Below are 25,552 nucleotides of genomic sequence, written 5' to 3'. Positions count from 1 at the left end.
AGGCAGTTCATAGCTTGTACTGTCATGTTGATATTGTTTATTGTTGAATAGTCGCAGAAATGAGGTTTCTTAGAATGTCACCTCGATTTTTAAGAGTTTTTAGGATTTGGGTGCAATGGTTACGTCCTGCACATCTTCAGTTTCCGGAATCAGGTCAATAATATATTCCAAATGACCATGTGCTACGCTGGTCAATTCATCTTCAGAATCCCAGCCATCTTTAGGGAACCCATAAATTTGCAACCAATTATCTTCAAGAGCCACACGAACAACATAAAAGTCCTCATACCCATCCATATATCGAGTAGAAGCAGCAATTACAGGAGCATTGTTCTTTTCTTCATTGTTGTAATCACCATCCTCATCTTCATGGATAAATATATATTCATCACCGTGAGCTTTGATAGCAGCCATTAGCTCATTGCGTGCTTGCTCATCTAATTTTTTGTGAAGAGCGTAGAAATCAGTATGCTTCATTTTTGGTAGTCTTTAATAGTCTTACGTTTAAGCTGAATATCTGCCGGCACACATTGCCAAAGTAGATTGTTTTGGCTGTAATCGCAGTAAAAAAAAAGGAATAACTCAATCAATTCCGTTTCGTCATCTGGGATTTCATAAAAGTAGTCATAATGCCCATTGTCGATCAGCCACTGAGGAAAATCGCAACGTAACCATTCACGCTTTACTTTAATGATGCCGACTTCTGTACTTTGAGGTGCGCTGTTGATTATGGCTATATGAATGTTGTCAGCTAACATATTTTGATATTTTTCTCCCCATTCACTCAGCACTCTTTGATTGACTGAAAGCGAAACTGGGAAATATGGATGGTATTCAAGATCTACAGTCTTTTGAAAAGCCAATTCCATAGCTTCTTTAGTTGAAAGACCGTTTTTCAATTCGATGTTGAAACATTGATCAAAGAATTGATTAAATACCCTCAACCATTCTTTATCGGTTAATTTTTTCATATCGGTTCTTTAGTAAAGTATTTGACGATTTGATACTTTCTTATTGAGCCATCAGAATAATGAAGAGCAATGAAGTTGCGGGATTCTTCAATTATTACACCTGGACTTGTTGCGGTTTTAGTGTTCTTTATAGCATATAACTGGTTACGAGCGGCACAAACTGAACTGACTGCCATCCACTCACCAACAACCTTTCCGTTTTCCAATTCCTGAATACAGACTGTCATAACTTAAAAAACTGTTTTAGGAGTTTCGCCCATTAAATCTACTGCAAGACCGTTAGGACAAAGTTCATCGAACCAATGCCATATATCGAAGCGTGATGTGCCGGCTTCCCAGAAGTAGAATGGTTGCTCTATTTCATCATCCGAATTGATTGGGGTATCGGAAAACTTATCCCACATCTCTTGAAGTTCAAATAGACAAGGATGTTTTTCTATACTGGCTTTTATTTTTGCCAATATATAAGGGCTTCTGGGAGCATTAGGATCGAAAAAACCACCTTCTTCGGAAAATGTAAGAAGACGTTTGTTATTTTCTGCTTCATAATATCTTGTCAACCACCAAGCCTCCATACCAAATCTGGATTCTTGATATTCTAAGACAACCATAAATTGACGTATGGGGCAATCAGCATCTTCCATACGGTAGTAGTGACCACCATACCCATCACATTCTCTACTGTAATGACCGGGAATCTTGCAGTCAACAATCCATTCACCCCATTCATTCTGGCGTACAGCAATGACTTTGCCGCCCCAAGGGAAATAGCTAAGTGTCATATTCATTTGCTTTTCCACCAGTTCTTTTGTTATTTCTTTTATCATAGCTATTACTTTATTCCAAAGAATGAATAGGCTCTCAGGCGAACTTCCTTTTCGTCAGTTGAGGAATAGCTGCCACACTGGTCAAAGGCAAAATTATTATCGAAGATATGATACAGTCTGCCAAATGAATAGAGCGATACTCCATTATTGCAAGGGCTTTCTCGTATAGTCACTCCGAATATTTCGCCGCCGGCATCTTTTCTAAATGCTAAGACTACCATCTGATGACTTTTGGCATAATGCCTCATTGCCACAATCATTTGTGTCTCAGCATCTGAAACCTTGTTCTTTTTTACTGCCATTTGATTTGAGATTTTTGACGAACTTCCAGATTATCATAACCAATGCTCTTTAGTTCATTCAACAATGGTTGATACTGATTTTCGGTTGCCGGTTTAGTTTTGCGGATTACACCATGATAATCTGTGCCTCCATGCTGACCGATGTGCATATATGACATTGTTTCACCAGTCCGTCTATCACTTTCTTCAGGAAAGAGGGCGATTACCTGACCATCCGAGAATATTCTGAATACGACTTTCATACTGCACAGCCATGTCTGTATGCCCAAAGCATAGAGTGATTGTAAAACAGAGGATAGCCATAGGCGACTTTGACTATTTCAAACTCCGGGAACACTTCGGCAACCCTTTCATAGTCTTTATTGCGGGCTATTGTGGAGTTTACCAACACCTTCTTCTCTTCTTCAAGAAGCATGACAAAGGTCAAACGCCCCATGCCACGGTTCCAGACTTTAGCTATGCCATCGGAACCATCGTCAAAACGATATTGTCTCGACATTTTCTTGAGTTTCAATAATCTCTCATCCATGTTGTAATTATCGTTTATCGTTCCACCATTCTTTTTCATCTTCGGACGCCTCCCGATAAAGCAGGAAGCATCCACCGACTGATGAGTTGTAAAGCAGAGTGTACACGCCATTCTGATCAGCATAGGATGTGTCATAATTGGCTATGCGAGGTTTCTCTTCAGTAAGTTCATTTTCATCACCATCCCATTCACTGAGATAGTCGATAACCGGTTGCGAATTGGCTTCGCAATAGCCATCTCGCAAACCGCTGAACACTACATCTATACGATTGTAGTCATCATCGCAATCCTGTACGAATCTGACTTTAGAGTAAAGCTTACGTTCCATCGTGAGAAAATTTATTTCTTTTCACCAAGTTTACGTTCAGCATTGGGGTTAGTTGTTTGCCAATCAACATAACCCCAACCAGTCCCGCAGTGAGTAACACATAGAATGTAGCAATCAAGCAAATCACTGTAAGTGAAAATGAGACCGAAATGTTGAGTGAGATATTCCACATCCCATTTGGAGCAATCGGTAATGAACCACTGGTATATCTCAATCTGATCTTCACCATCACCACATTCCGGACACACCATATTGGGTCCGACTTGTTCCAGTTCTGCACCACATTCCGGACACTTAGGTTTGATTTCGTCGCCTTCCTCATCGTATTCAGGTTCATAGCCCAAATCTACAATGGGTTCAAAGTTGTCCCAAATAGAATCATCTATCTGTGGAATATTATTGCACAGAACCAGTGCATTGTTACACCAATTTACCGCAACAGCAAAATTGGTGTGATAGAGTGTTTTCATTGTTCTTCAGTTTTTTGTTTTTTATGAATGAGCATCATCTCATCACGGAACTGCTCTTTAGTTGGAAAATTCTCAAGATTTTCGTGACCATTATCATCTTCAAAGAGCACTTCCATTAATTCTGGTGCCTCAACTGAAAAAAGATGATTATAGCATCGTTCTCCAAGCCATTCGGGATAATCATAAGCCTCAGTAATCTCTTCCGCTTCTTTATCTGTGTCAACAAAATCACGATAATCACCATCGAAGCAATTCTCATAGAGATAGATTATGCCATTATAACCCTCATCAGCTTTGACTTTCTGAATGAAGTTAATGAACCAGTCTTTGATGTATTCTTCAAGTTGGTCATCATCGAGATAATCTGGGTCATGCTGACGATCAAAATCTTCCTCATCCTTGTAGCCAAGATGTTGAGCAAGTGTGTCAAAATCGAACCAGAACATATCATTGATTGCGCCATCAGTCCAGCCCTCTGAAGGCTCGATTTCCTCAAGAAACTCCTCAATGCTATCAAGTTCTTCAGGAGAACAATTATCTGCGCGATCTTTGCCCCCACTCCAAAATTTGAAGTTGCGGAGGCTTTCTTCTACCGTATATTTCATGATTATGATTTTTTAGATTCACGATATTCCATAACCCTTCTATTACGACACATAATGGTCTGCGTATCAATCAAGGCGTTTCTCTTGACAAATGCTTTATGAAAGATATTAATGGCAAGTTCTTCAAATACCGACCAACAATATTGAGTTGCAACCGGCATGTACTTGTCACCTACATAGATACCATCATGACTCATTAGCAAGTCTCTCTTATGAATGTTATAAATTTTCTCACAATCTGAATGATAGATAAGGAATGGAACCACCCCACTCACAACGCCTCCAAACCATATATCTTGAAAATATTGCTGAGGATGGTCATATTCTGCTGCATCTTCTGCCATCTTTTCGATAAAGAGTTCCCCATAACTACACTCTTTAATCTCATTGTAAAATTCCCCATCTCGACATTCAGAAACACTATAACGTGTCTTGAATTGTGATAAGAAATTTTTGAGAAATTCTATTTTTGACGGCACTTCACGCAACTCAGAAGGCATAACAACTGGAGGGTTGTTAAAAACGGCTTCATAAATCACATCTCCATTATTTGCATCTGCAAGAATGGTGGATTTGATAGAGTGAGAGGACAAGAAATCCTGCCACCAAGCAATTACATATTGCTCAAAGTCATATATTTTCATGTCTGTTTATTTTTCGTTTTCATAATCTTGCGGCTCATCATCATTAATAGAGCGGAAGAAGTGGTCTCCCTCAATATGGCTCATCAGTGTCATATAGACATAATGCCAGTCCTCAATGGTTAGAGAATCGCTATCCGGAATGTCTGCGGTGGTTAGCGCCCCCAAGAGGTCTCCGATACAGACATCATCATTGTGATAAATGTCGCAGATGTGTTCCGCTACTTTTTGAGCTTCTTTGGAAAGATGCTGATATAATTTGTTGTTGCGAATCATAATCTATGTGTGATTCCTATTCGTTTTTGAAATGATGAAAGAAACATCCTGATTGCTTGCCCTCAACAATTCCCAGCTTTTCCATGATTTCCTCATCAAAAAGGAAGCAAAGTGTGATTGTTTCGGTAGTATGCAAACGGAGTGAATCAACAAGCGCCATACCATAGTGTTTCAATTCATTCCATCCTTGTTTCTTCAGGATTTTGAAATAATTGGCTTCATAGTTGCCACTGGTCCACATATTGTGTCCGGCTGTTGTATGAAACTTTAGATTTTCACAGCCGGCGGGAACGTAACTGCATCTGAATGAAATATCCTCGATATTGAAAGATACATTCAGAGATGTCTTTGTGTAGAAGCTGATGTCGAGTGTGACCTTTTTGTTGCGAAGGATTGCAGCTTTCAAGTCATCTTGACTTCGCCCAACACAAAAACCTGTCACATAAGTTTTAGGTCGTTGTACGATTTCGATATTAAAGTTCATGGCGTTTCAATAAAGAAAATTGGATACTTGCCCAATTCAGAGCAGCAATTATAATTGGTGAAGCTGAGAACATCACTGTCAAATGAATCTCCCCACCATACGGCGTTTTCTTTATTGAGCGGATAAGGAGTAACCCAAACTCCATCGACATTGCAGAGGCAAGGGAGCAGATAAACTGTCTCCCCTGCATCATATCGTTTGCGAGCTTGTGTTTTGTTTATTTGCTTGATTTTCTTTTTCAAGCTGTTTGAATAGATTGGAGTTGAATATCGCATAGGTCAATCAGTCCAGAACATTCCACAGTGAGGACAGCTCCAGCCACATGGATAGCTATTGGAGTATTTGATATCACGGTGTCGGTTCATATCCGTATCACCGTAAGTGCATTTTCCTGCTTGGAATGTTTCATTATACTTCTGTTGTTTTTCACGTTCCTGACGAAGAGGTTCGCTATCCACATGAATACTGTCGGATTTGGAGGCTTTCTCAAATGTCGGGGTTTCACAATGCGAGATACCACAATCATCGCCGAAAATTTCTTCAAATCCGTAGTGATCCTCATCTGACATGCCTAATAAGGCGCGGTCAAAATCATATTCCACATCGAGTTCAACGTCATCCTCGAAATCGCCACTACCATTCACGGTGTCGATGATAACTACACGGAATTTACCTTTGAACTTGATGGTTTTGAAGTCCTCATTAGCACTATCCCAACCATTGCCGGTCAATAATGTCATCAGACCAGCCGGGAAATAAATGCGAAGGCTACCACCATAAGAAGCGTTATAGTATATTCCGGCAATCTTTTCACGCATTGGAGAATCCTTGGCGATTTTCAGTACCTTGCAGATACCGTCAATCTCTTCTTCCTGTTCTTCTTCATCGGCTCCAAATGGCTCATCGACATCATATCCGAGGTCAAAATAGCAGTGAAGGTCAGAGGTGTTGCGAATTAGGTCTTTAATTGGGTCGCTCTCATCTTTTTCGCGTAAGGCTTCGATGATTTCATCTCTCCAGTCATCATCCCATTCTATATCGTCGTTCTCCATAGCCCTCTGCATATCTTCGAGATACTGACCTTCAGGAAAATCCCACCATTCATTTATGGATTCTGATATGGGATAAAGATTGTTGTCCTCAATACACTTCTGAAGTTGTTTTGTATCGCCATCGAGGTTACTATTGCAATCCACATAGTAAAGGCAAACGTGCTCTGGAAAATAAGGCTCCCAGGGTTTCATTTCATTGCACATAGTTGTAAAAGTTAAGTGTGTGATGACCAACCGTATGTTGGTCCCATTTGATACGAGCCGTTTACCATATAGCCTGTTTCGGGCCAGCCATGAAAGATAATACCTCCGACCAGACCTTGCTTGCCGTTGGTGTATTCGCAGAAAGTAAACTCGTTATATCCAGGATTATAGGAAATCTGAATGTATTGGTCTGTTGCGACACGGCGATAGTTGTGAAAGCGACGAAAAATCTCAATGAGAGAATTGTCGTTGTGAGCCTCACATTCGCGGATCAGTTCTTTGACCTTTGATAGAGTGATGTTGAAGAACTTGACCGGTACTTGAACTCTTGTGGGAAGCGGGCCATTTTCTTTCATCCACTTCTCAGTAACTGGAGTCACTATGTCACGGCAAACTTCACGCGCTTGCTTTTCAGTGATTTCTCGAACGCCATCCGGCTCAATCAGGAAAAGATGGTCGCCACCAAGAGCGTCGAGAAAAGAGAAAAATGGATTTCCACCCTGAACGTAAGCGTATCGTGCCACCTCATTTTTACTGAAGTGCTCTTCATATTCACCCAAATTCAAAAGATGAGTATGAGATTTCCCGACAATCCAAATCATCGGAAACTTAGAATTGTCGGCATTCTCGATATATGGGCGATCGAAATTCTCAAAATCTGACTGAAAGGAAGTCATGACATCAGCCACGATATTACTCATGGTCTGAATTATTTTGGTGATATTCGGTGTCATACGAATGAAATTATGTTGGGGTTCTCTTTGTGTTCTTTGTCAAGCAGCTTCTGGATGTGGGCGGAGCGTTTGTCGTGCCACTTCCGATAAGCCTTGGTCTCAATGCCAAAATGAGGTTTGAGGATATTTCGGCTCACTTTTAGCCACATCTTGCGGCAAAAAAGAATGACGAGCGAGAGAATACCGACAAGAATGGTCAGTACGGCATTGAGGATTTCGATTGATGTCTGTTTCATTTGTGAGTCCGTTTTTTGTTATTAGAAGATTGTTGGCTCAGAATTTTATTAATGGATGTTAATAATTGATAAAGGACAATGCTCTGGGCAAACACTGCCCTTTATGCTCGTCCGATTCTGCATTAAGCGACTTTGGGAAGTTTGATACCGAGAGCCTTGGCACATTCATCCACATTGACGGTCTTGATAACCCAGCCCTCGCCGCCGGACAAATGGCTGTTGAATACGCCTTTGAACTGCTCTTTGAGAATTTTGCGGAGAGGTTTGGTTTCACCACGAAGAACCCAGCAACGGTCGTTGTACTTCACGAAAGAAAGACCGAGTTTTTTGATAGCAGCGAGGTCAGTGATAGCCACGAGAGTGTCAGTGTCGCCGGCGGTCTTGGCCTTGGTTTCGGTTTTGAGAGCCTCAGCTGGTTTGGTCTTGGCGGTCTTTTCTTTCTTTGCTTTGGCTTCAGGCTTGGCGGGAGCAGCCGGGGCGGTCGCAGGCTTTGATGCAGTTTTGGTCTTGTTGGTGATTTCAGTAAAACGTGCCTTGTATGCGTCATTTACCTGAGCGCAGATGGCATTGGCGGCAGACTTCAGTTCTTCAGTTGAGGTGTACTCAGAGAATACGCTTGTGAGTACGCTTGAAAAGTTGATTTGTATCATTTTTATTTTGTTTTTAGGAGTGAAAGAAAAAGGTCGGCACCTCAAATGAAGTGCCGACCAGAGTTTTGATTTTCGGCAGTTTAATCCTCTGCCATCGGGTCACGCTCATTGAGAATATCCTCGATACCCTCAATATTCTGACTGAGCAATTCGATTTCGGCGGTGTCGTTTGACGCCATCATTTTCTCAGTGAGGCGGTCGCGCTCCATTTCCAGTTCGGAAACAGACATTTTGTCATAATTTGCCATAGCTGTTAGTTTAGAATTATACGTTTGCGGTTGTTTTTCTTGTTTACGACCACAGCAAGGCGGCATTTTGCCTCGTGTTTCTTGCAGAGGTTGTATGACTCCACGACGTGACGGGAAGCCGGTATCAGTTCACCGTCATACAGGAAGTAGAACTTGGTGACTTTGTTACCTTTGGAATTGACGCTTTCATCTTCCACGATTTTGACAATCTCCGAATTGTTTACAGGGATAGTGTCGTTCTTGACTTTATTGGCGGCGCAGGCAGACATCGCGGCGATCGCCAGAAACATAGTGAGAATGATTTTCTTCATTGGTTGGAAATTTTAGAGATTAGCACTTGCATCCGCCATTTCAAACTCAGGTTCGGGCATAAAGGTGAACACTTCCACACCGTCAAAACTATAATCGTCATTCAGCACAAGAGAGCCGACAAGTTTCTTGTCATTCTCGATGTGGTACTGCACCAGTTGATAGGTTTCGAGGTCCACCACGATTTCACACTCGAAGAGATTTGCGTCGGCATCGTCATAGAGCAGGCAATAAGCATCGTCATACTCATATTCTTCCACCACATATTCAGTGGAGAAGAACATTCCGCTCACGGGGCGGTTTTCGGACAGATATTCCGCAAGTGATGCAGTGATTTCGTCCTGATACTTCACGAAAGAAGCGGCGACGGCACAGCCGACACCAAGAACAGCGGCGAGACAGCCAGCCGCAGCGATTTTGAAAAACGATTTCATTTTCTGTTGGATTTTGAAGGGTTAGCGTAATTGATGTACTTGCCACCAGAGCAGGAGGCGACTCTCACAGCCACACGAGGGCGACCGCAGATGTAATAAACTGTTCTAATCATTTTGATAAATTTTATTTGGTTGTTATTAAAGTTTCTCCATACGGGCAGCGTTGGCAATGCGAGTTGAAAGACCCATTTTGGGAGCGTGTTTGCGTGATGGTCTTGCACCTTTGGCGACACGAAATATCTCCCTCGCGCTCATTTCCCAGACGGGCTTGGAAGTATCGCGGCACTCATAATCGGACATAGCCTTTTCCGCTCTCACATTCCGGGAAGCGTGAAGAACCGTCACACGCTTTCCCTCGATGACATAGTGCGCCCGGAACCGCAAGTTTGCTTGGAATTGTGCGGTCACTTGGCGGCGTTGTTCAGCCATTCGCCCACAAATTCCCCACATGTTGCCGATACGACCCAGTACCACCTTGCGCCGGCGGATGCTGCATTTGCCGATATACTCTATCTCCTCACGCTTGAAATTTTCGGCATTTATATGTGCCTCACTCAAACGTAAAAGCCCAACACCGTAGGCGTTGAGCTCAGATTTGGGCATAGATACCCCTTTGAATGTTTTTGTTGCCATTGCATTGAAATTTTTGGTGAGTGTGGGGGACTCGCACCCCCAATGTCGCTAAAGTTCACCCGATAGTTGAGGCTCAGAAATACACCTCATCCTTTTCGATTTCTACGATTTCGCGGACTTCCTTGCCGTTTTCATCCTCCACCACACGGATGATGCAGAGATTTTCCACCTCTTCCCACGCCATTTCGGACTCCACAGAGCGGTCATTGTACTTTTTGAAGTCACGACCCTGTTTCAGACCGCGCAGAATGATTGCGACAGTCCACTTGTCGTCGGCGATTTCCGACAGCATAAAGCGTGAAACGCACTTGCCGTCAATCTTTTCAGCCTCTTCGGGTGTGAACACACGATAGACCGTGCCGTCCTCATCCTTGTACTTCGCCGGCACGTTTTTGAACACGCACATTTTGCCCTCTTCGGTCTGCATAGAGTCATTCCAACCCTTGCGGATAGTTCCGGGGGTGTAGCCCTTTTTCGTCACCTTGCCCAACTTGTTGGTAGTCGTGAAACGCTCCACGCCCATTGCGCTCATGAAGCCCTCCACAGTCATGCCGTCGCACGAGGGCAGTTTTTGGGTGTAAAGGGTCTCAAAGGTACGGAGTACCTGCGTGAGTTGCGAGGTCTTGGAGATGATTTCGCGTGTGCCACCGTTGATTTGCTTTGCGTTGAGGGTTACATTTGTAGCCATGATGATATAGTGACCCCACACAAGAGCGGTCACAACTGCTTTGAGGTTAATGAATAGTGGGTGGGGAGTACATTGCAAGGGCATAATATGCCACACTCCCAGTGCCGCTTTTACGGACTCACCCTATAAAGTGTTGATTGGATACATTATTTTCCAGAACGTGACGTAATTTGGCTTTTACGTCGCCCAAACACGCCCACTAAGGGGTACGGTCAGTGCGCTTGCATGGTATGCCTTTACCGCATTCGTGCGCAACCGTTTTTGCACATTTTGGACTTTTTTGCGCTCTATGCTATCCGATTGAGTCGTTTCACCCTACAAGTCGGACAAAGGTTTCCCCCGAATGGACGCATTACTCCCATTCTTCCCCCGTGCGCAGGGGCTGCATCGCTTTACACGCCCGCACTATTGCGGTTTTTACCCACACGATACAATTTTGTTGCATAATCTTTGATAACAGTATGTTACTTCGCTACTTTACACACTTTTTACCTATATACGCAGGTCATGGACTTGCAAAGGATAAAGCGAAAATTTGCTAAATTTTCCTCACTCATGGAGTCAGGGATTTCACTTTTCACACTTATTGCCAAAAGCAACTAAGCACCAATATGTCAAAGTTCTCTTGCAAGTTTTTGAGAAGTTCGGGAGCTAATCCGTTTCTCAAATCTTACACCACAATATTGCAGTGGTCTGTGGACGGTTACAACACTATCGGCAAAAATTTTTTCATAAACCCATTCTTTTATATCTATTAAGGTGTAAGGCTGTTTGTAAGGGTGTAATTGACTGATAATCAGTAATGTAAAAATCTTTATTTTCTTGAAATTTTTTTGAGAAAAGGGAAAATTTTATGTTTGAGATAGTCCCAAAAATGGATAAGGGTATTTTGGAGTGTTAAATAAATGTTAAAAAGTGGAGTTTCACCTATATATAAAAGAGGTTTCACTTTCAAAAATAAGTGAAACCAAATTATCAAATTTACCCAAACAGTTGAAAAACAACAATTTATACACAATAAGCAAAGATTAAACACTTTTTAACATTTAGACTTCGATTTTCAAGCAAAAAATGTATGTTTCACTTATTGCAAAAGTGAAACCAAAATAAGCCGAAAATGTAGCTAACTATCTGAAAATAAATAAAAAACTGGAGTGGGTGTCTCCCTTGCTCTTGAAGGCAGATGTAAATTTTTCTCAAATTTCAAATCTCGTTTTAGTAGTTGTTGTACTGAGGGGGTCAGAAACATCTCAGCCCCACAAAACACTCCAGTATCATCCAATTTTTAACCTGATTTTTGCCTCAAAACCCCTCATTCCAGCCTTTTTTACTCATAAACTGCTGATATTTCATCAGTTATCATCCCAGTCACATTTTTACCAGACCTCAGCCACCACACGCCACATCTCGCCCAAATCTCAAAACCGTCTAGAATGCCCCAAATTTCGCGCTTCTCACCCTCGGATGAATAACTACACATCTTTGCCAACAAAATCACTTGTAGGGCTTCCTATGGCCTAAATTTGGGCATTTTCCTATCATCGTACATAAACACTTTTGGCAACCATATTATTTTTCGGTTTTTGACACACCAGAAAACTCTCAAATCACTTGCCCCAAATTTTCCGGGGGTTATTTTTCAAGTCGGTTTTTGGGGCCGGTGCAGGGCGCAGCACGATCGGCGGCGGGCGGCGGTCTTATTTGTGGATTGTTTTGAAAAATTCCCAAAACATACCCCCTTAAAAATCCTTCCACTCCCTAAAACTCCTTCAACACTTTCTCAAAAAATCACAAAACAGTTTTTATAAAATTACTGGGAATGGAACTAAGCTCTAAACAGAAAACTCTAAACAGTCTTTTCAAAAGTTTGCTGGAATGTGGGGAACAGACTTTGTTAAGTTTACTGGAATAGGGAGCTATACTATGAAGTTCTTTGCCTTGGGTTCGCGCTCGCGTGTGCGCGGGTCACTCGACCGAATTTCCTTTTCGACTTTAGGAGAAAAGGAATGAGGGAGAGTGAACCACTTTCTTTCTTATTTTTTCTTTTTATTTATTTTTCTTTTTTCTTTTTCTGACCCTTTTTCTTTTTTCTGTTTTTTGTTTTTCTTTTTGGTTCTTTCTTTCGGATAGAACGTGCGCCCTGAAAATACAATGCGCCGAGCTTCCCAGCCCAGCGCACGAAAAAACCAAATTCTTGTATGAGACAAAAACTTTTCTTGTCTGATTGATAATAGTCTTTGGCCAATATTATTCAATCATCACTTCCAGCCCATACACCAAGGCCACCTGAAGTTCAGCGGAACATCCCTTGGAGTTCCGCCAGCCTTTGCAGAGATAGATCATCTCACACTCCAGAAGTCCGGCCACACATTTTCCCATCGCTTCATTGTAGGGAGTGGTCACAGACTTTACGATGTCAAATGGCGTTACAACATCATAACCTTGTTTCTTCAGTTTGGAGGCTATGGCGGTGGCGTGGTCACGTTGGCTGTTATAATCTTCCCCGGATATCGGGATTGAAATATAAGCTCTTTTCATCTTGACGATTTTTGTATCTCACTGTTATTATCATTTCTGACGGCGCTTGTTTGCTCTACGATCGCGTCTGTTTGTCGGCTTACGCTCTTCATCGGCGTTTAAGATGGCGTATTGCTTAGGCACATCAGACACCGGAGTCTTTGGAGTAAATGGCGATATAGCCATTACCGCACTAATGAGAAGTTGAGTTATCATAATCTTCTTCGGTTTTTGCTGCTGGCAGCCACGAGAACTGCCATTGATGATTTTGTGGAAAGTTATTTACGATTTTCTGAAAGTCAAAGCAGACAGCGTTGAATTGTCTTACTTTGACAAACTTATGGATGTCACCAGCGAAACAGTGAATGTAAACATCAGAGCCTTGAGTCGGATATTTTGCAAAACTGTTCCAGCGTAATGATTGCAAGTAATCTTTGAAGCTCATATCAGAACTTGAATTTGTTGTCAGGAATTACCAAACCCTTTCCGGGCTTCCAGCCTTTCTCCATTTTCAATTTCTGGAAATTCTCGATAAGGTCAACCATAACGCTATCACTTACTCTTCCGAGGTGGAAATAAATACAGCCATCTATGTTGCGGCAGTCTTTTACGGTTTTCTCAGGAAGTTGAACCATCATTTTACCGCCGACATTGACCGGCTTGAAATCATAGTCCTTCAGTTTTGAATCCAGAGCTACGACAGTGATGTTTCCGAATTGCTGATACTCAAAATGAATTGGTCTGCTCATTATCTTTTCAATTTTTGAGGAACACTGCTTTCATCACTTAATCATATTCTTCTTCCTCTGCCGAATCATGGCCCGGTTCCAGCACATGAGTGTCGTATGCGCTTTTCACATCATCCTTTGTCAGATTGAGGATATTGATTTTGCGCGTGGCAGTTCGGATCCGAGCGTATATGCCTGGATCTTCATTTTCCACAAGGTCATTCAAATGTTGGATTGCTTTGTAATTTAGCTGACGGATTCTTCCACCCCCTCTTTTCCCATTGGGGTTTCCAGTAATAATCCGATATGCCGTAGAGAATAGAGACTGTCACTGACAGTGGGGATAGATAATTTCATCTTGATTGCCAGTTCTTTGACCGACAATGCACAATCCCCGTTTTCATTAGCCTCTTCCATGATTGTCGAGACCACCATCAGCTCGTTCTTGTTCAGGAAGTATATCAGGACTTTAGGCATGGGTATAACCATTCCGTTAAAAACCTCTTCGGTTTCAACTGTTGCAAGTACCTGATACTTGACTTTGGGAAGGACTATTCCGCCCCTGAGCTGTTTAGGATCGAGCTTAATCACAATCGGCTCTGGTGGCGGCAGCATAGCCCTATTGGGTATTCGCTTCATGTTATGAACTATTCATAACACTGCTTTCATCACGTTGGGATAGGTAATATCCTCATTTGCAGATTGCAAAATTATTAAAAATTTAAGTTTGGTCAAAATAATAGGCAATTATTTCGCCTGGTTTTAATTTTTAATAGTAACTTTGCAAGTTAAAACTGGAATATACCACATGAAAACTCTGAATCAGATATATCGTTACACTGCTGATTGCCATTTCTCAGATGAGGACTGGCAAAGAGTTCTCGAATATTGTCGTAAGCGATTTAAGGGAGGAAAAATCCATAAAGCATTATATCCCAAGGCGGATTCAACATACAGGCAATTCAGAAAATGGATTGAGACAGGGTTCGGTGCAGGGGATATGGTCAGCTACGGAAATACAATGGGGATAGTGAGTAGCAGCACTCCGGCCAGTATCGTCTTGGCTGCTTATTGTGATTATGAAGGCAATCTTATTGTCAATGATATGGAAGTTCTGGAGCCTCAAAGGTTACAGACTTTGGAAGAGTCTCGTATCACTGAGTTAAGAAAACTCGTTTTTGAGAAGAGATTGGATTTTCAAGTGCGCACTGGAAAGTTTAACAAGATATACACCCCTCAAAAATATTTTTATGCCACTATAGAATACCCCAACAGTGATGAGGTAGGTGTGGGAATGTACTTAGAATCAGACAATTCCAAACATCATTTTCTCGCTTATCTCTATGGAAATAAGTTGCAGATGGATTGTTGGATTGATTCAAACTATACACCATTAAGACAAGCGACAGAAGCCGATATTAAAAGGCTTCACGCTGCAACTTCTAAGAATGGCTTGTCATTTAATGAGCGTGCCCATCAGTTTATCAAAACGCCCCAAAAAGGTAAGAATAATGTGTACTGGTACTTGAATGACCGCTTTGAATTGGTAATGGACCGAGACAACGGAGCAAAGAAACATCAGGAAAGATGGGATGCCGGTAACTACATCTTGGATTTTACTGAAGGACTACTCTTTATGAAAGAAGTAAAAAAGATGAGGGGGAAGGCGTAATGCCATCCCCCACATCTTATCGTTGGTCTATCGGTTTGAAAGTCTTTTTCAGCGCGATATCATACCAGTAATCTTCTGCTTTGGAAGCTGGAATTTTGATGGCGGCAGATTCCTGATAGTTGTCTTGGTTCCATTTCTGGATCTTGTCATGTGAGAACGCATACATTCCAACTGGTTTCTGCCTGAGAGTGGACTTCTCATTCAAGCAACTGAGTATCTCCTTTTCAGTGACATAGAGATAATCCTGATACTCTTTCTTAAACTGAATAAAATTGTCAAACTGGTGCTTGTTGTAAAAGAGCGCCCAACAATAAACGACAATCTCCATATCGGTCAGTTGATCCCATCCATCGTTCTCATCATCTTCAGCCAGCATAATAATCTGTCTGAGATAGGTGCGATTGATTTGAGCTTGCTCCTTAGAAATCTCATAGGGTTTAAGTATTGGGTCAGAAACGCCAGTCAAGTTCAACACGCCCTCTTTAGTGATTGTGTACTCCCCATTCTCTAATGGGAAATTGAATATCAAGTGAAGGCGTGAATGGTCATAGGCATTGACCTTTCTGATTGAATAACTTTTATCCCATATTCGGACGGGTTTACGATTAGAGGCCGCATCGTTGAAGTCAGCCTCTATGTCAAGAACCATCCTATCCAGGATCTTTTTCTCAATTTTATTACCCCACATATCATCTGGAGTGAACTCCTCATCATCTTCCGGAGCCACGATGTCATAAAGACAATTCAGAGCATAGGCAGCGTGAAGCATGAATGGCTGGTCACTGATTTCCCAAGGCTCATTCAAGAGCGTGTCTATATCCGACACGTCGTATGGAAGATATTTACTGCTCATTGTCGGGAATTATTAAGTCGATAGAGTCAAGCATATCCTTTGCATAGATAGATGGATTGCGCAGCATATTCATCACATTGAGTTTGATGATACGATACAGTGTTTGGCCGATAGGATTACCCGGCTGGTGCATACACGAGAATATTGCCTGGGCAACTGTGTCTGAATCGCCATGTGCTACGGCGCCACATTGTCCTTCCTTATGGGCAATGATGAGGAAGTCTGATTCATCACCCATGATTTCCTGTGCTTTTTTAAGCAACTCTTCAGTTTTCTGCTTCATTGGAATTTGGTTTACTGATAACACTGCTCTCATCACTTTTTATGTCCTGGATATTGATGAAGAAACCACAATGCTCATCACCAACATTCCATTTAGGTGGAATAGCATTGAATGATCCTTTTTCATCATTCTCCAATGCTCGATCATATCTGAAACAATCGTATCGGTCCATACAACCACGAGCATAACATTTCTTACTGCTTTTCTTCAACTGGCGATATGCCTTTAAGGTTATTTCTACCGCCGTTGTCGGTAACTGGGATATGAAGCGTTCTGGTATTGTGCCGATAGTCCATATATCATTGGATTGAATTAAAGAGCCATCTGTACGCATAAAATATCTCATTTTCCCCTTACCTCCGAGGATTAGGGTTTTGTCCTTCTTATTAGCAACTGGGTGTAGGCGTAAACACTGTTGATTGATCACCTCCATATATTCCGGGGGATAAGCAATCAATTCTTCCCAGAAGGCACATTCATAGCACACATTATTTTTTTTCATAATGTGGGTAATGTGGCTTTGGATATTGTAGCCCTGCATCCATATTTTACTTCCGCAGAGTTTACAATATGTGAGCTTGCTCAATATTCTACTCCCAGTATTCATACCTATATTTTTATAGAATCGAAGATATTGGAGATTTCTTCATCTCTAATTCCGAGATATATCATAGTAGTATCTAAGCTGGTGTGTTTGAAGATTCTGTTCAAATACATCAGTGTCTTTTCATCCCTACCGCCTTTGTCATAGACGTATCTTCCAAAAGTCTTTCTAAATGTATGAGTGCTGAAGTTGTCAATATCCAAGTCATACTTGACTGCCCATTTCTTTAATGCACGATTGATATATTGAATAGATACCGGCTTGCTTCCTTCTCCTTTTTGACCGACAAGGATAAGGTCTCTTTTAGAGGGTTTACCCATCAATTTATAAAGAGAAGTAAAATGGTCAGAAGCATTTTGCCCAATAGGAATAACGTGGGTCTTGTTGGTTTTCTTGGCTGTGATGACAATCTTTCTCTGATCAAGAACATCAGACCACCTTAATTTACATACATCGGAAAACCGCAATCCAGTACAAAATGACAAGATGCAGTAGCAGGCCCACCAATATTTCTTTTCGTCTATCAGAGTTTGAACAAGCTTCTGATAATCTGCATACGGCAAGTAGTCAGCCGTCGTGACACTTCCTTTTTTACTCATACAATTTGGAATTTGGTTTCGCAAAATTAATCTTAAAAAGTGAAACCTCCAAATATTTTTGCAGTTTCACTTTCTAAAAAATGTTAAACTTATGTTTTATTGCTGGTTTAGAATATGTTACATTTTTAAGAAGTTTCACTTTTACCAAAGGCACACCTTAATTATATAGAAAAAAGGAGCGTATGTATGACACATCACGCTCCTTGGGCTACTGCCCTATCAGGTAGTTAAGAATGGGGTCACTTGTGTTCCAGTTCTCCAAAACCCTTGCTTCCTCTTTCTGTTTTGGAAAGCTCTGAAGCAATCTCGAAGGGTTTGCCGATATAATTTTTGACTACGAGCTGGGCGATTTTTGCACCTTGCTTGATAACAAAAGGCTTGTCCTCATAGCTTTTGATGATCGCACCGACCACGCCACGATAATCTTCGTCAACCGTCCCGATGATCACATCTGCATCAAATCTCTTTTCTGTTTTGAGATCGTTAAGAGAAAACCCTTTCATTCCGTTGATGGAATATCCGCTGCAAGGTCTTACCTCACCTTCAGTATGCGGATCCAGTTCAATGGAAATGTCAATAGGAATTAGGTTACGACCCGGTTTAACAACTGAGTCTTTGGGAGCAAAGAGATCATAGCCGGCGGCATAATCATTTACTCTTTTGGGCACCTTAGCACCCGGTGATAAAAGAACTACTTTCATTTTTGTATTATAGTAATGTTTAATATTATCTTCCTTGGGCTGCTTGAAGAGCGATGTACTCACTTTCCAGCATTACTGAATTTTTGAGCATTTTTCGGGTTGAATAAATCTTTCGATCTTCTCCAACAGCCGCATCAAATTCAAATAATGTCAGTTTACCCACATCGTCTGGCTCAATCTGAAAATCGGTGGGCACCGCTCTCCAGTATCTTTTATTGACAGAGATTATATCTCCATAGGCTGCTTTGATTAAGGACTGGCGCACAGTATTGGTCAAAGTAGCGGCCTCACTGATGGATTTGAATATCGCCACTAATACGTAAGACGAATCAAAAGCCACAATGGTGGTCGGTTTATTATTTACTTCCGGCTGCGTCATTCTCTCTTTCTTTGATTAAATCACTTAGAACATCTGACGGAATCCTATTAGCGGCCATACTATACACAAACCCATTGCTATATGCAACACCATCTGTTATGACATCAGTCAAGAGGCTGTTGAAATAAAGGAACATTTCAGGGTTCACAAACGCTAAGAAAATGAAGACCAATTCTGCTGATACCAATATGTGACCATTGGTATTTTGAAAAAACAATTCTGAAGTTTTCTTATCGTTGGATTTTGCCAATGTTTCTATGAAATGCTTATTAGCTCTCATGAATACCTTGAAATCAATAGGAATCAGTTTGTTTTCTTCGATATATGCTGTATAGTCGAATACGGCTCTGTTTTCCTCTAAGAAACCAAAATGCAATCCCGCTATTTCCGGCAATAAAGTTTCATCCGTCTGGATTTCTTTTTTAAGGATTGTAGTCTTGTAGTCCATAGTCTTACTCAAACACATCCATAATCTTGGTTTCCGTGATACTGGCGATTGTGAAATCTGCCATTGTATCTTTCATCCCTTTCAGGAAATTGTCATACGCACTGCGAAAATCGTGCGCCTGAACCAAGTAGTAGGAAGAAGTCAGTTTCTCCGTATTGGTCTTTTCATTAAGGCTTATGAAATTGGCCTTAACTTTATACCAGAAGTCGCCTTCAGGGTCGTAAAAGACTTCAATGACATTAGACTTTGTTACGGCAGATACTGAAAATTCTCCTGAAATATAGGGGCGCACCTCTTCAGTAACGCGAGCTTCAGCTTCAGTAAAAGATAAGGCTTTCACAAGGTAAGGTTCGCTTACCTCCTTAATCTTTCCATTCTGCATCTGCTTTTTGAACTTTACTTTTGCTTCAATAAAAGCTCTCATATAATGTGATTTAGAATTAACAACTGCTATTCATCATTTTACCTCATCCAGATTGATGTAAAGGGCGTGGTCAGGCACTTTCTCCGGGCTTATAACCTGTGGAAATTTAGTTAACTCCCAACTATAACTGGTATATCTCTTAAAGAAATAGGTATCATAGGAAGTGCCAATCTTCAAGCAGATGTTACAACTCTCTGTCGGAGGATTACTCTTTAAGTTTTTCCAATTCGTCATTTGACTGCAATTTAAGGGAGGTTTTGATGTACTCCTATATATAATAGTATTGGGTGTATAGTGAGATTGGGCAAAGTGAAACCGCCGTCTCTATAACTATCTGATATTCTGTGATAAAAAAATTGAATTTTTTTATTTTGACTGTGTACTGAATGATTTTATGGTATTCAGGTATTCTCCGGCCAACTATACAGAGTGACTATTACCAATAAAATCAAGATTATGCGTAAACGCACTGAAAATAATTCAAACGGTAATTTCTTTACTGACGAGGCTTTGGTTGCACATTATAACCTTGTCAAAAAGACCATTACTGAATATACCGAAGAACTGACACGTCGATGCAGATACAAAAGTGTCGTAAGTCAAGTTGAGAACGGCACCATAATGGATGACCGTTCCAGACTCATAGATCTATATGAAGCCTGCTATATCCAAAATGCACATCTTCAAGGCACAATTCTTACTCTGTTTTCTCAGTTAGTGGGAAAACGATATATGTTTGCCCGTGAAGGTGAGGATGGCAAGTGGGTTCGTGACCCCAAGCAGTCAAAAATATGCCAAGGCTCACAGTTTGAAAAGATTATCAAGGGCATAATTGAAGCAGAGTTATATGGTTATACTCTTCTTGAAATTATGCCGGAACTTGACCCTGAAACTGGATTGCTGAAGGAAGTAAACAATATTGAACGCCGTTGTGTTCTTCCAGATCAACGCCGTGTTGTTCAACACTGGTGTCAATGGAGTCCGGGCTGGGATTTAGACGATGAGCAATATAAACATAACTATATTCTTATCAATACTGGTGGGTTTGGTGTTTTTGCTGCAACCACGCCCAATATTCTCGCCCAGAAATATACGGTTAGCAACTGGGTAAACTTCAGTCACACTTATGGGCAGCCTATCATTCACGGCAAAACCGAAGCTGAAGACAATGAATCGCGTCAAAGACTGGCTCGGAAAATTGGTTCGGCAGCTCAGAATAAAGTGCTGGTAACTGGTAAGGGGGATGAGATTGATATTAAAGCCTTTGCAGCGTCCAACTCTGAAAAAATTTACCAGACACTTGCGGAGTTCACCAATAAAGAGAATGACAGCCTGATACTTGGTTCAGAATCTATGGCCGGTGCTACTCAGGCTTATGTCGGATCTACCAAAGCTCACGAAAATATATATCGTGCTCGTATTAATTCATATCGTACTCGCATTGAGAACGTAATGAATGAGCAAGTGGTTCCAGTCCTTAGATACTGGGGTATAATCTCTGATGATGTGTACTTCAAGTACATGAACAAAGTTGAAATGTCTGATGAGAATAAAATCAAGCTCTATGATATGCTCACAGACAAATATGAGATTGATCCCGAAGAAATCAACAAGGAATGGGGCGTTGAAGTCGGCCAGCAGCGCAATTTTGAAGCTGGTACCGGTGGAGGCGGCCTTGGTGACTGGGATGGCGATGGTGATAACGATGGTCATCGAATGAGTGATGAAGAATATTATAAACGTTACGGTCATAATCGAAATCGTATAAATTTTCTGTCAGGGGTGCATTAAAAGGCGGATGCACCTCTGACCTTGCAAAAAAGACTAAGGCTGCCATGACTGAAGAGCAACAAGCCGAACATGACAGCGATTATCAGTCTTTGGTAGCCTTATTTATTCAGTTACTCAAATCCTTACGCAATGAAAATAAGGATGAGGCTCTTTACGCTCTTTCAGAATTAAGAACTGAAATAGCTTTTAAGCACGTTGTCAAGGGGTTGGGTATAGAAGTGGATAATGCAATTCAACTTCTGAAAAACTCTGAAGATGAAAATCTTACCCAACAAGAGAAAGACCTCATAGACCGTCTTACTGCTGCGATTCTTAATCTGATTGATTTTTCCGTTTGTGAGGAATACCAGCTTTATGATGAAGTGTTGGATATGGTTGGAGATACTGATATTGACTTCAATTCTGATGAATATGATGAATTGCTTGCTGTGTGTAAAAAGTATAATGATCAGTATTCTGCTATTGAAAATTCTGATATTGAATATGCTGGAATTGTAGCGGCAATGTGGATGAAAATGTCTGCTACGGACTATGCTGTGTATTGGACTCAAAACGATACAAAAGTTAGACCCTGGCACATGGCATTACAAGGATATGCAGCTCCCAGAGATGAGTTCCCATCCTGGATGATTCCACCCATTGAGTATAACTGTCGTTGTTTCTTGGAGATATTGGAAGTACCTCGTGCAGACGCTAAACTAAGCCAAATCAAAGGTTCTGCTAAAGATCTTGTAAAACCCAAACAGCTGAATAGCGTATATAGCGAATCTTTGGCTAAATGTGGTAGAATTTTTGGATCAACTCATAGTTATTTCTCAGTAAAAGAAGAAGATACGGGAATGCTTATGGGCTTTGTTTCCAGATTAAGAGAGAAATATTATGTCTCGGCAGAAGTTTGACCCCAGTAAAGTCAAAACCCAATTTGGCAAACATTTCTATGAAGGGCAACGTCTTGGCTCTCATAGAGAGCGACAGTATCAACAATGGCTTCGTAGCCAAAATGGTGGTACTGCAAAAGGGCGTGCCGCTTTCCCCAAACAATACAGCAAATATTTCAGTTCCGGAACAAAGTTTACCACTCGGCAAGGACATTTGGCTTACTGGGCCAAACCTATGTCACTTAAAGGTGGCTCCAATCCAAACTATAACTGGGGTCGTGCCAGCTATCTTGACTCTAAAGGAATTGTGCGCAAAGGCTCATCCAGTGAACGTTGGGGTTCTGATATAAGCCAAGGCAAAAGGGGCTCTGGAAGCTCCGTTACAATACTTCACGGCACAAAACAATGGATCCATCAAATTCAGATAAGCCTCTATGCACTTCGTGTTCAGTCAGAAAATTTCCGTGTAGTAGTTGGTCGAAGAGCGATGAAGGTGTTTCAAAACTCTTTCAAATATCAACAATTTTATAGCAACCGTTCTCGTAGATGGACTCCATTATCAGCATATACGCTAAAGAAACGTGCCAGTAGAGGTACTGGTAATCGAATTTTGAAAGAGTATGGTGATTTATACAACTCTCTCAAAATGGATGAAAATGCTGGAATGGCCAAAACAAGAATATATACTGATGTCGTACCGGCCAACTCTGCTCATCATAAAAAACATAGTATATGCTATGCCGGATATCATAATGAGGGAAAGGGTACATATGGAAGTGCGTGGAATGGCCATAAGCCAAAATCATATATTAAGAGACAGTTTATGGGTCATTCTTCTTACTTGAATCCATTTACTGACAGCTTTATGAGGAAGATGATGAAATTATACCTCTTTGATAGTGTGTTCCTTGTCAAGAAAACCTAAGCTATTATCAATAAAGACTGAACGATGATCATAGATAAGAAAAATAATAAAGTCATAAGTGGCAATAAAACTAGTTCCGTTGCACCGCCCATAGATAAACCCCAAGAGCCGCAAGAAAAGCCTCTTCAGGTTGAATCCAATGGGCCTATGGACGTATTGAAGGCTATGAAAGAGATTCTTCGCTCAGTAACCTTGGAATACGGAGTTCCAAATAGTCCTAAAATATTCAGAACGGTTCAAATAGATGATGGTCAATACGAGCGCATCATTTCTCCCAGTGGCAATAAAGAAGAGACATTGGGATTCCCTGCTGCATTTGTTCATTTCATTAACTGGAGATACTTGGTTCAGCAATCTCGCATTAATGAAGGGCGAGCAGAGTTAAGAATACGTTTCATCCTGAACAGCTTGAACGTCCATGAGGATGGGCATGATATGGGAGTGTATTATGTGGCAGAGCGTATTCATCAGACTATTCAGGAAAGTATTAGCAAGTACGAATGTCTGCAAGAACGCTGTCAGTTGGAATATGTAGATCCAATGGAGAGTTTCGATCACGGATTACAACCTTGCTGGATGACCTATGAAATATGGTTTAAGCAAAGGAATATTTGGGCTACTCGTAACAAGATTTATAAAAAATTTGTTTGCCCTCCATTTACCAATCATGCTGACCAAGACCCAACTATCGAAGGTGTTAATCCCGATGGGCATAACAATTTGGATCATCCCAGAACTTATGATGAAGCCACTGATTACATACCTCACCAAAATGAAACATAAAATACTGTAATATTGAATTTTAGCCCCTGTTAACCGCAGGGGCTTTTTTGTTGCTCACTATTACTAAGAAAATCGAGCAACAATGGCAAAAAATAAAGAATTTAAGTTTATCAAAGGAGCTTATTGCGCTGGTGCTCCTGCCGATATTTGCTACTACACTGATGTCGATTACTGGAGTGTTCAAGAATTTCTCTGGGAATTTGATTATCTCGTCAATTATGTAAATCCCAGCGTAATACGCATCCATATCAACTCTGTCGGTGGCAGTGTCATCGAGGGGATGAGCGTATTCTCAAAAATCATGGATTGTAAAATTCGCACAGAGTGTATCAACGACGCTCTGGCAGCTTCAATGGGATCTATCATCTGGGCCGCCGGCGATGAGCTTTTTATGAAAGATTATGCTCTTCTGATGATTCACAATCCATTCTGTGATGCAAACGGAGAGAAGCAATACAACCAAGCCACCGAAGCCTTCACTCAGCAGCTTAAAACCATCTATGTCAAGCGTTTTGGCCTTTCCGAAGAAGAGGTTGAAAACATAATGAATGGCAAAGAGGGGGAAGATGGAACATTCCTCACAGCTGCTCAGGCTCTTGAAAAAGGCTTTGTCGATGCAGAACACATCATTGAAACTCCTAAAGCTGTCAAGGATCAGATTCAGGCAGCTTTGAAAAACACCAAAGACATCGGACAAATCAAGGCGATTTACGGATTGGTGGCACCTACACTTCCTTCAACGACTATTAACGAACAGAATATCACATCAAATTCAAATACAATGGATAAAACTGAAATCACAGTATTTGCCGCTCTTTTCGGACTGACTGGAGAGAAGGCTACCGTCGAGAGTATTTCGGCGAAGATCAATGAGCTCAAAGCTAAAGCTGATAAGACCGAAGCTATCCAGAAAGCTCTTGATGAGAAAACAGCACAGTTGGCTACTGCAAATGCAGAGCTTACCGGCGCCAAGACTTCAATCAGCAATCTGACCGCCGATCTCACAAAGGCGAAGGACGCTCTGAAGGTCTATCAGGAAGCTGAGGCCAAGGCTCAGGAGAACAAGATCAACGCCCTCGTTGACAAGGCAATCAAGGATTGCAAAATCAGCAAGGATGACCGCGAAGATTACGTCAAGATGGCTCAGAGCGATTTTGCACTTGCAGAACGCATCCTCGCCAAAATTCCGGCTCGTGACAATCTCGGTCAGATCATCTCTCGGGCCAATCAGGACACCGCCAAAGACGGCCTCCAGACTGAAGAGCAGAAAGTTCAGGCCAAGGTCGAAGATGTTGTGGGAAAAGACTTCAAGTTCAAGACCCTCGACTAATCGCCAGCAAATCAAT

Annotated in this window: 42 protein-coding genes; 6 read left to right on the top strand and 36 right to left on the bottom strand. The window is 41.5% G+C overall.

Annotated elements, in window-relative coordinates; genetic code table 11:
- Positions 1–99: 99 nt before the first annotated feature.
- The 28 genes from E7747_RS11125 to E7747_RS11005 all read right to left on the bottom strand — a co-directional run bounded on the left by E7747_RS11125 (position 100) and on the right by E7747_RS11005 (position 14,505).
- A complete protein-coding gene (locus E7747_RS11125) occupies positions 100–477 on the bottom strand; it encodes a hypothetical protein (RefSeq protein WP_136416005.1) in 378 nt (125 codons plus the stop codon).
- Positions 474–971 carry a hypothetical protein gene (locus E7747_RS11120; protein ID WP_136416003.1) on the bottom strand — a complete coding sequence of 166 codons (498 nt, stop codon included), beginning with the start codon at positions 969–971 and terminating at the stop codon, positions 474–476. The genes E7747_RS11125 and E7747_RS11120 overlap by 4 nt, the downstream gene beginning before the upstream one ends.
- Positions 968–1,198, bottom strand: a complete 231-nt coding sequence (locus E7747_RS11115; protein WP_136416001.1) for a hypothetical protein — start codon at positions 1,196–1,198, stop codon at positions 968–970. The genes E7747_RS11120 and E7747_RS11115 overlap by 4 nt, the downstream gene beginning before the upstream one ends.
- Positions 1,199–1,201: 3 nt before the next feature.
- Positions 1,202–1,798 carry a hypothetical protein gene (locus E7747_RS11110; protein WP_136415999.1) on the bottom strand — a complete coding sequence of 199 codons (597 nt, stop codon included), beginning with the start codon at positions 1,796–1,798 and terminating at the stop codon, positions 1,202–1,204.
- A gap of 5 nt (positions 1,799–1,803) precedes the next feature.
- On the bottom strand, positions 1,804–2,100 hold the full coding sequence (locus E7747_RS11105; protein ID WP_136415997.1) for a hypothetical protein: 297 nt from the start codon (positions 2,098–2,100) through the stop codon (positions 1,804–1,806).
- Positions 2,091–2,342, bottom strand: a complete 252-nt coding sequence (locus E7747_RS11100) for a hypothetical protein (protein WP_136415995.1) — start codon at positions 2,340–2,342, stop codon at positions 2,091–2,093. The genes E7747_RS11105 and E7747_RS11100 overlap by 10 nt, the downstream gene beginning before the upstream one ends.
- Positions 2,339–2,629, bottom strand: a complete 291-nt coding sequence (locus E7747_RS11095) for a hypothetical protein (protein ID WP_168185316.1) — start codon at positions 2,627–2,629, stop codon at positions 2,339–2,341. Before E7747_RS11095 ends, E7747_RS11100 begins: the two co-directional genes overlap by 4 nt.
- Before the next feature lie 7 nt (positions 2,630–2,636).
- Complete coding sequence (locus E7747_RS11090) at positions 2,637–2,957, bottom strand: hypothetical protein (protein WP_136415991.1); 321 nt, start codon at positions 2,955–2,957, stop codon at positions 2,637–2,639.
- 11 nt (positions 2,958–2,968) lie between these two features.
- Positions 2,969–3,427, bottom strand: coding sequence for a hypothetical protein (locus E7747_RS11085; protein ID WP_136415989.1), 459 nt, complete (start codon positions 3,425–3,427; stop codon positions 2,969–2,971).
- Positions 3,424–4,032, bottom strand: coding sequence for a hypothetical protein (locus E7747_RS11080; protein WP_136415987.1), 609 nt, complete (start codon positions 4,030–4,032; stop codon positions 3,424–3,426). Before E7747_RS11080 ends, E7747_RS11085 begins: the two co-directional genes overlap by 4 nt.
- A gap of 2 nt (positions 4,033–4,034) precedes the next feature.
- A complete protein-coding gene (locus E7747_RS11075) occupies positions 4,035–4,676 on the bottom strand; it encodes a DUF7222 domain-containing protein (RefSeq protein ID WP_136415985.1) in 642 nt (213 codons plus the stop codon).
- Positions 4,677–4,682: 6 nt separating this feature from the next.
- Entirely contained in the window at positions 4,683–4,949 is a 267-nt protein-coding gene (locus tag E7747_RS11070) for a hypothetical protein (RefSeq protein ID WP_136415983.1), read from the bottom strand.
- A 16-nt stretch (positions 4,950–4,965) separates the two neighbouring features.
- Positions 4,966–5,355 (bottom strand): hypothetical protein, encoded by a 390-nt coding sequence (locus E7747_RS11065; protein WP_168185315.1) that lies wholly within the window; start codon positions 5,353–5,355, stop codon positions 4,966–4,968.
- 74 nt (positions 5,356–5,429) lie between these two features.
- On the bottom strand, positions 5,430–5,675 hold the full coding sequence (locus E7747_RS11060; protein ID WP_136415979.1) for a hypothetical protein: 246 nt from the start codon (positions 5,673–5,675) through the stop codon (positions 5,430–5,432).
- 36 nt (positions 5,676–5,711) lie between these two features.
- A complete protein-coding gene (locus E7747_RS11055; RefSeq protein WP_136415977.1) occupies positions 5,712–6,629 on the bottom strand; it encodes a hypothetical protein in 918 nt (305 codons plus the stop codon).
- A gap of 71 nt (positions 6,630–6,700) precedes the next feature.
- Positions 6,701–7,390 (bottom strand): DUF4120 family protein, encoded by a 690-nt coding sequence (locus E7747_RS11050; RefSeq protein WP_228449141.1) that lies wholly within the window; start codon positions 7,388–7,390, stop codon positions 6,701–6,703.
- Positions 7,391–7,419: 29 nt separating this feature from the next.
- Positions 7,420–7,659, bottom strand: coding sequence for a hypothetical protein (locus tag E7747_RS16625; RefSeq protein ID WP_164913114.1), 240 nt, complete (start codon positions 7,657–7,659; stop codon positions 7,420–7,422).
- Positions 7,660–7,781: 122 nt separating this feature from the next.
- The gene (locus E7747_RS11040; RefSeq protein ID WP_136415975.1) at positions 7,782–8,309 is read right to left on the bottom strand and encodes a hypothetical protein; all 528 of its coding nucleotides are present in this window, start codon (positions 8,307–8,309) and stop codon (positions 7,782–7,784) included.
- A gap of 80 nt (positions 8,310–8,389) precedes the next feature.
- Positions 8,390–8,557, bottom strand: a complete 168-nt coding sequence (locus E7747_RS16620; RefSeq protein WP_164913115.1) for a hypothetical protein — start codon at positions 8,555–8,557, stop codon at positions 8,390–8,392.
- Between the two features lie 5 nt (positions 8,558–8,562).
- Complete coding sequence (locus E7747_RS11035) at positions 8,563–8,868, bottom strand: hypothetical protein (protein WP_128701873.1); 306 nt, start codon at positions 8,866–8,868, stop codon at positions 8,563–8,565.
- 12 nt (positions 8,869–8,880) lie between these two features.
- Positions 8,881–9,300, bottom strand: coding sequence for a hypothetical protein (locus E7747_RS11030; protein WP_136415973.1), 420 nt, complete (start codon positions 9,298–9,300; stop codon positions 8,881–8,883).
- A 138-nt stretch (positions 9,301–9,438) separates the two neighbouring features.
- Positions 9,439–9,903, bottom strand: a complete 465-nt coding sequence (locus E7747_RS11025; RefSeq protein ID WP_136415971.1) for a hypothetical protein — start codon at positions 9,901–9,903, stop codon at positions 9,439–9,441.
- Between the two features lie 103 nt (positions 9,904–10,006).
- A complete protein-coding gene (locus tag E7747_RS11020) occupies positions 10,007–10,621 on the bottom strand; it encodes a hypothetical protein (protein ID WP_136415969.1) in 615 nt (204 codons plus the stop codon).
- A 2,033-nt stretch (positions 10,622–12,654) separates the two neighbouring features.
- Positions 12,655–12,828: a hypothetical protein gene (locus E7747_RS16615; protein WP_164913116.1), complete on the bottom strand. Its 174-nt coding sequence runs from the start codon at positions 12,826–12,828 to the stop codon at positions 12,655–12,657.
- Positions 12,829–12,868: 40 nt separating this feature from the next.
- A complete protein-coding gene (locus E7747_RS11015) occupies positions 12,869–13,159 on the bottom strand; it encodes a DUF4406 domain-containing protein (protein WP_136415967.1) in 291 nt (96 codons plus the stop codon).
- A 30-nt stretch (positions 13,160–13,189) separates the two neighbouring features.
- Positions 13,190–13,354 carry a hypothetical protein gene (locus E7747_RS16610; protein ID WP_168185314.1) on the bottom strand — a complete coding sequence of 55 codons (165 nt, stop codon included), beginning with the start codon at positions 13,352–13,354 and terminating at the stop codon, positions 13,190–13,192.
- Between the two features lie 230 nt (positions 13,355–13,584).
- The gene (locus tag E7747_RS11010) at positions 13,585–13,887 is read right to left on the bottom strand and encodes a hypothetical protein (protein WP_136415965.1); all 303 of its coding nucleotides are present in this window, start codon (positions 13,885–13,887) and stop codon (positions 13,585–13,587) included.
- 225 nt (positions 13,888–14,112) lie between these two features.
- A complete protein-coding gene (locus E7747_RS11005; protein ID WP_136415963.1) occupies positions 14,113–14,505 on the bottom strand; it encodes a helix-turn-helix domain-containing protein in 393 nt (130 codons plus the stop codon).
- Positions 14,506–14,674: 169 nt separating this feature from the next.
- Between E7747_RS11005 and E7747_RS11000 the strand changes: the two genes are divergently transcribed.
- Entirely contained in the window at positions 14,675–15,538 is an 864-nt protein-coding gene (locus E7747_RS11000) for a hypothetical protein (RefSeq protein ID WP_128701882.1), read from the top strand.
- A 16-nt stretch (positions 15,539–15,554) separates the two neighbouring features.
- Here E7747_RS11000 and E7747_RS10995 read toward each other — a convergent pair whose 3' ends face one another.
- From E7747_RS10995 to E7747_RS10960, 8 genes are all read right to left on the bottom strand, one after another.
- On the bottom strand, positions 15,555–16,391 hold the full coding sequence (locus E7747_RS10995; RefSeq protein WP_136415961.1) for a hypothetical protein: 837 nt from the start codon (positions 16,389–16,391) through the stop codon (positions 15,555–15,557).
- A complete protein-coding gene (locus E7747_RS10990; RefSeq protein ID WP_128701884.1) occupies positions 16,381–16,674 on the bottom strand; it encodes a hypothetical protein in 294 nt (97 codons plus the stop codon). Before E7747_RS10990 ends, E7747_RS10995 begins: the two co-directional genes overlap by 11 nt.
- Positions 16,658–17,176 (bottom strand): hypothetical protein, encoded by a 519-nt coding sequence (locus E7747_RS10985; protein WP_136415959.1) that lies wholly within the window; start codon positions 17,174–17,176, stop codon positions 16,658–16,660. Before E7747_RS10985 ends, E7747_RS10990 begins: the two co-directional genes overlap by 17 nt.
- Positions 17,177–17,283: 107 nt before the next feature.
- The gene (locus E7747_RS10980) at positions 17,284–17,877 is read right to left on the bottom strand and encodes a tyrosine-type recombinase/integrase (RefSeq protein ID WP_136415958.1); all 594 of its coding nucleotides are present in this window, start codon (positions 17,875–17,877) and stop codon (positions 17,284–17,286) included.
- A 239-nt stretch (positions 17,878–18,116) separates the two neighbouring features.
- Positions 18,117–18,578: a dCTP deaminase/dUTPase family protein gene (locus E7747_RS10975; RefSeq protein WP_136415956.1), complete on the bottom strand. Its 462-nt coding sequence runs from the start codon at positions 18,576–18,578 to the stop codon at positions 18,117–18,119.
- Positions 18,579–18,603: 25 nt separating this feature from the next.
- Positions 18,604–18,957 carry a hypothetical protein gene (locus E7747_RS10970; RefSeq protein ID WP_136415954.1) on the bottom strand — a complete coding sequence of 118 codons (354 nt, stop codon included), beginning with the start codon at positions 18,955–18,957 and terminating at the stop codon, positions 18,604–18,606.
- Positions 18,935–19,405 (bottom strand): hypothetical protein, encoded by a 471-nt coding sequence (locus tag E7747_RS10965; protein ID WP_136415952.1) that lies wholly within the window; start codon positions 19,403–19,405, stop codon positions 18,935–18,937. Before E7747_RS10965 ends, E7747_RS10970 begins: the two co-directional genes overlap by 23 nt.
- Before the next feature lie 4 nt (positions 19,406–19,409).
- A complete protein-coding gene (locus E7747_RS10960) occupies positions 19,410–19,829 on the bottom strand; it encodes a DUF4494 domain-containing protein (RefSeq protein ID WP_128701890.1) in 420 nt (139 codons plus the stop codon).
- Between the two features lie 456 nt (positions 19,830–20,285).
- Here E7747_RS10960 and E7747_RS10955 point away from each other — a divergent pair, with 456 nt between their 5' ends.
- The 5 genes from E7747_RS10955 (at position 20,286) to E7747_RS10935 (ending at position 25,536) form a co-directional block, all read left to right on the top strand.
- On the top strand, positions 20,286–21,620 hold the full coding sequence (locus tag E7747_RS10955; RefSeq protein WP_136415950.1) for a phage portal protein family protein: 1,335 nt from the start codon (positions 20,286–20,288) through the stop codon (positions 21,618–21,620).
- A 44-nt stretch (positions 21,621–21,664) separates the two neighbouring features.
- Entirely contained in the window at positions 21,665–22,519 is an 855-nt protein-coding gene (locus E7747_RS10950; RefSeq protein ID WP_136415948.1) for a structural protein, read from the top strand.
- Positions 22,500–23,423: a hypothetical protein gene (locus E7747_RS10945; protein ID WP_136415946.1), complete on the top strand. Its 924-nt coding sequence runs from the start codon at positions 22,500–22,502 to the stop codon at positions 23,421–23,423. Before E7747_RS10950 ends, E7747_RS10945 begins: the two co-directional genes overlap by 20 nt.
- A gap of 24 nt (positions 23,424–23,447) precedes the next feature.
- Entirely contained in the window at positions 23,448–24,206 is a 759-nt protein-coding gene (locus E7747_RS10940) for a hypothetical protein (protein ID WP_136415944.1), read from the top strand.
- Between the two features lie 82 nt (positions 24,207–24,288).
- Positions 24,289–25,536 (top strand): ATP-dependent Clp protease proteolytic subunit, encoded by a 1,248-nt coding sequence (locus E7747_RS10935; RefSeq protein ID WP_136415943.1) that lies wholly within the window; start codon positions 24,289–24,291, stop codon positions 25,534–25,536.
- The last annotated feature ends 16 nt before the right edge of the window (positions 25,537–25,552 follow it).

Source organism: Duncaniella dubosii (assembly GCF_004803915.1).
In the GTDB taxonomy this organism is placed as follows: Bacteria; Bacteroidota; Bacteroidia; order Bacteroidales; family Muribaculaceae; genus Duncaniella; species Duncaniella dubosii.
Note: the sequence above shows the minus strand (reverse complement) of the source record. Positions and strands in the feature narration are given on the sequence as shown.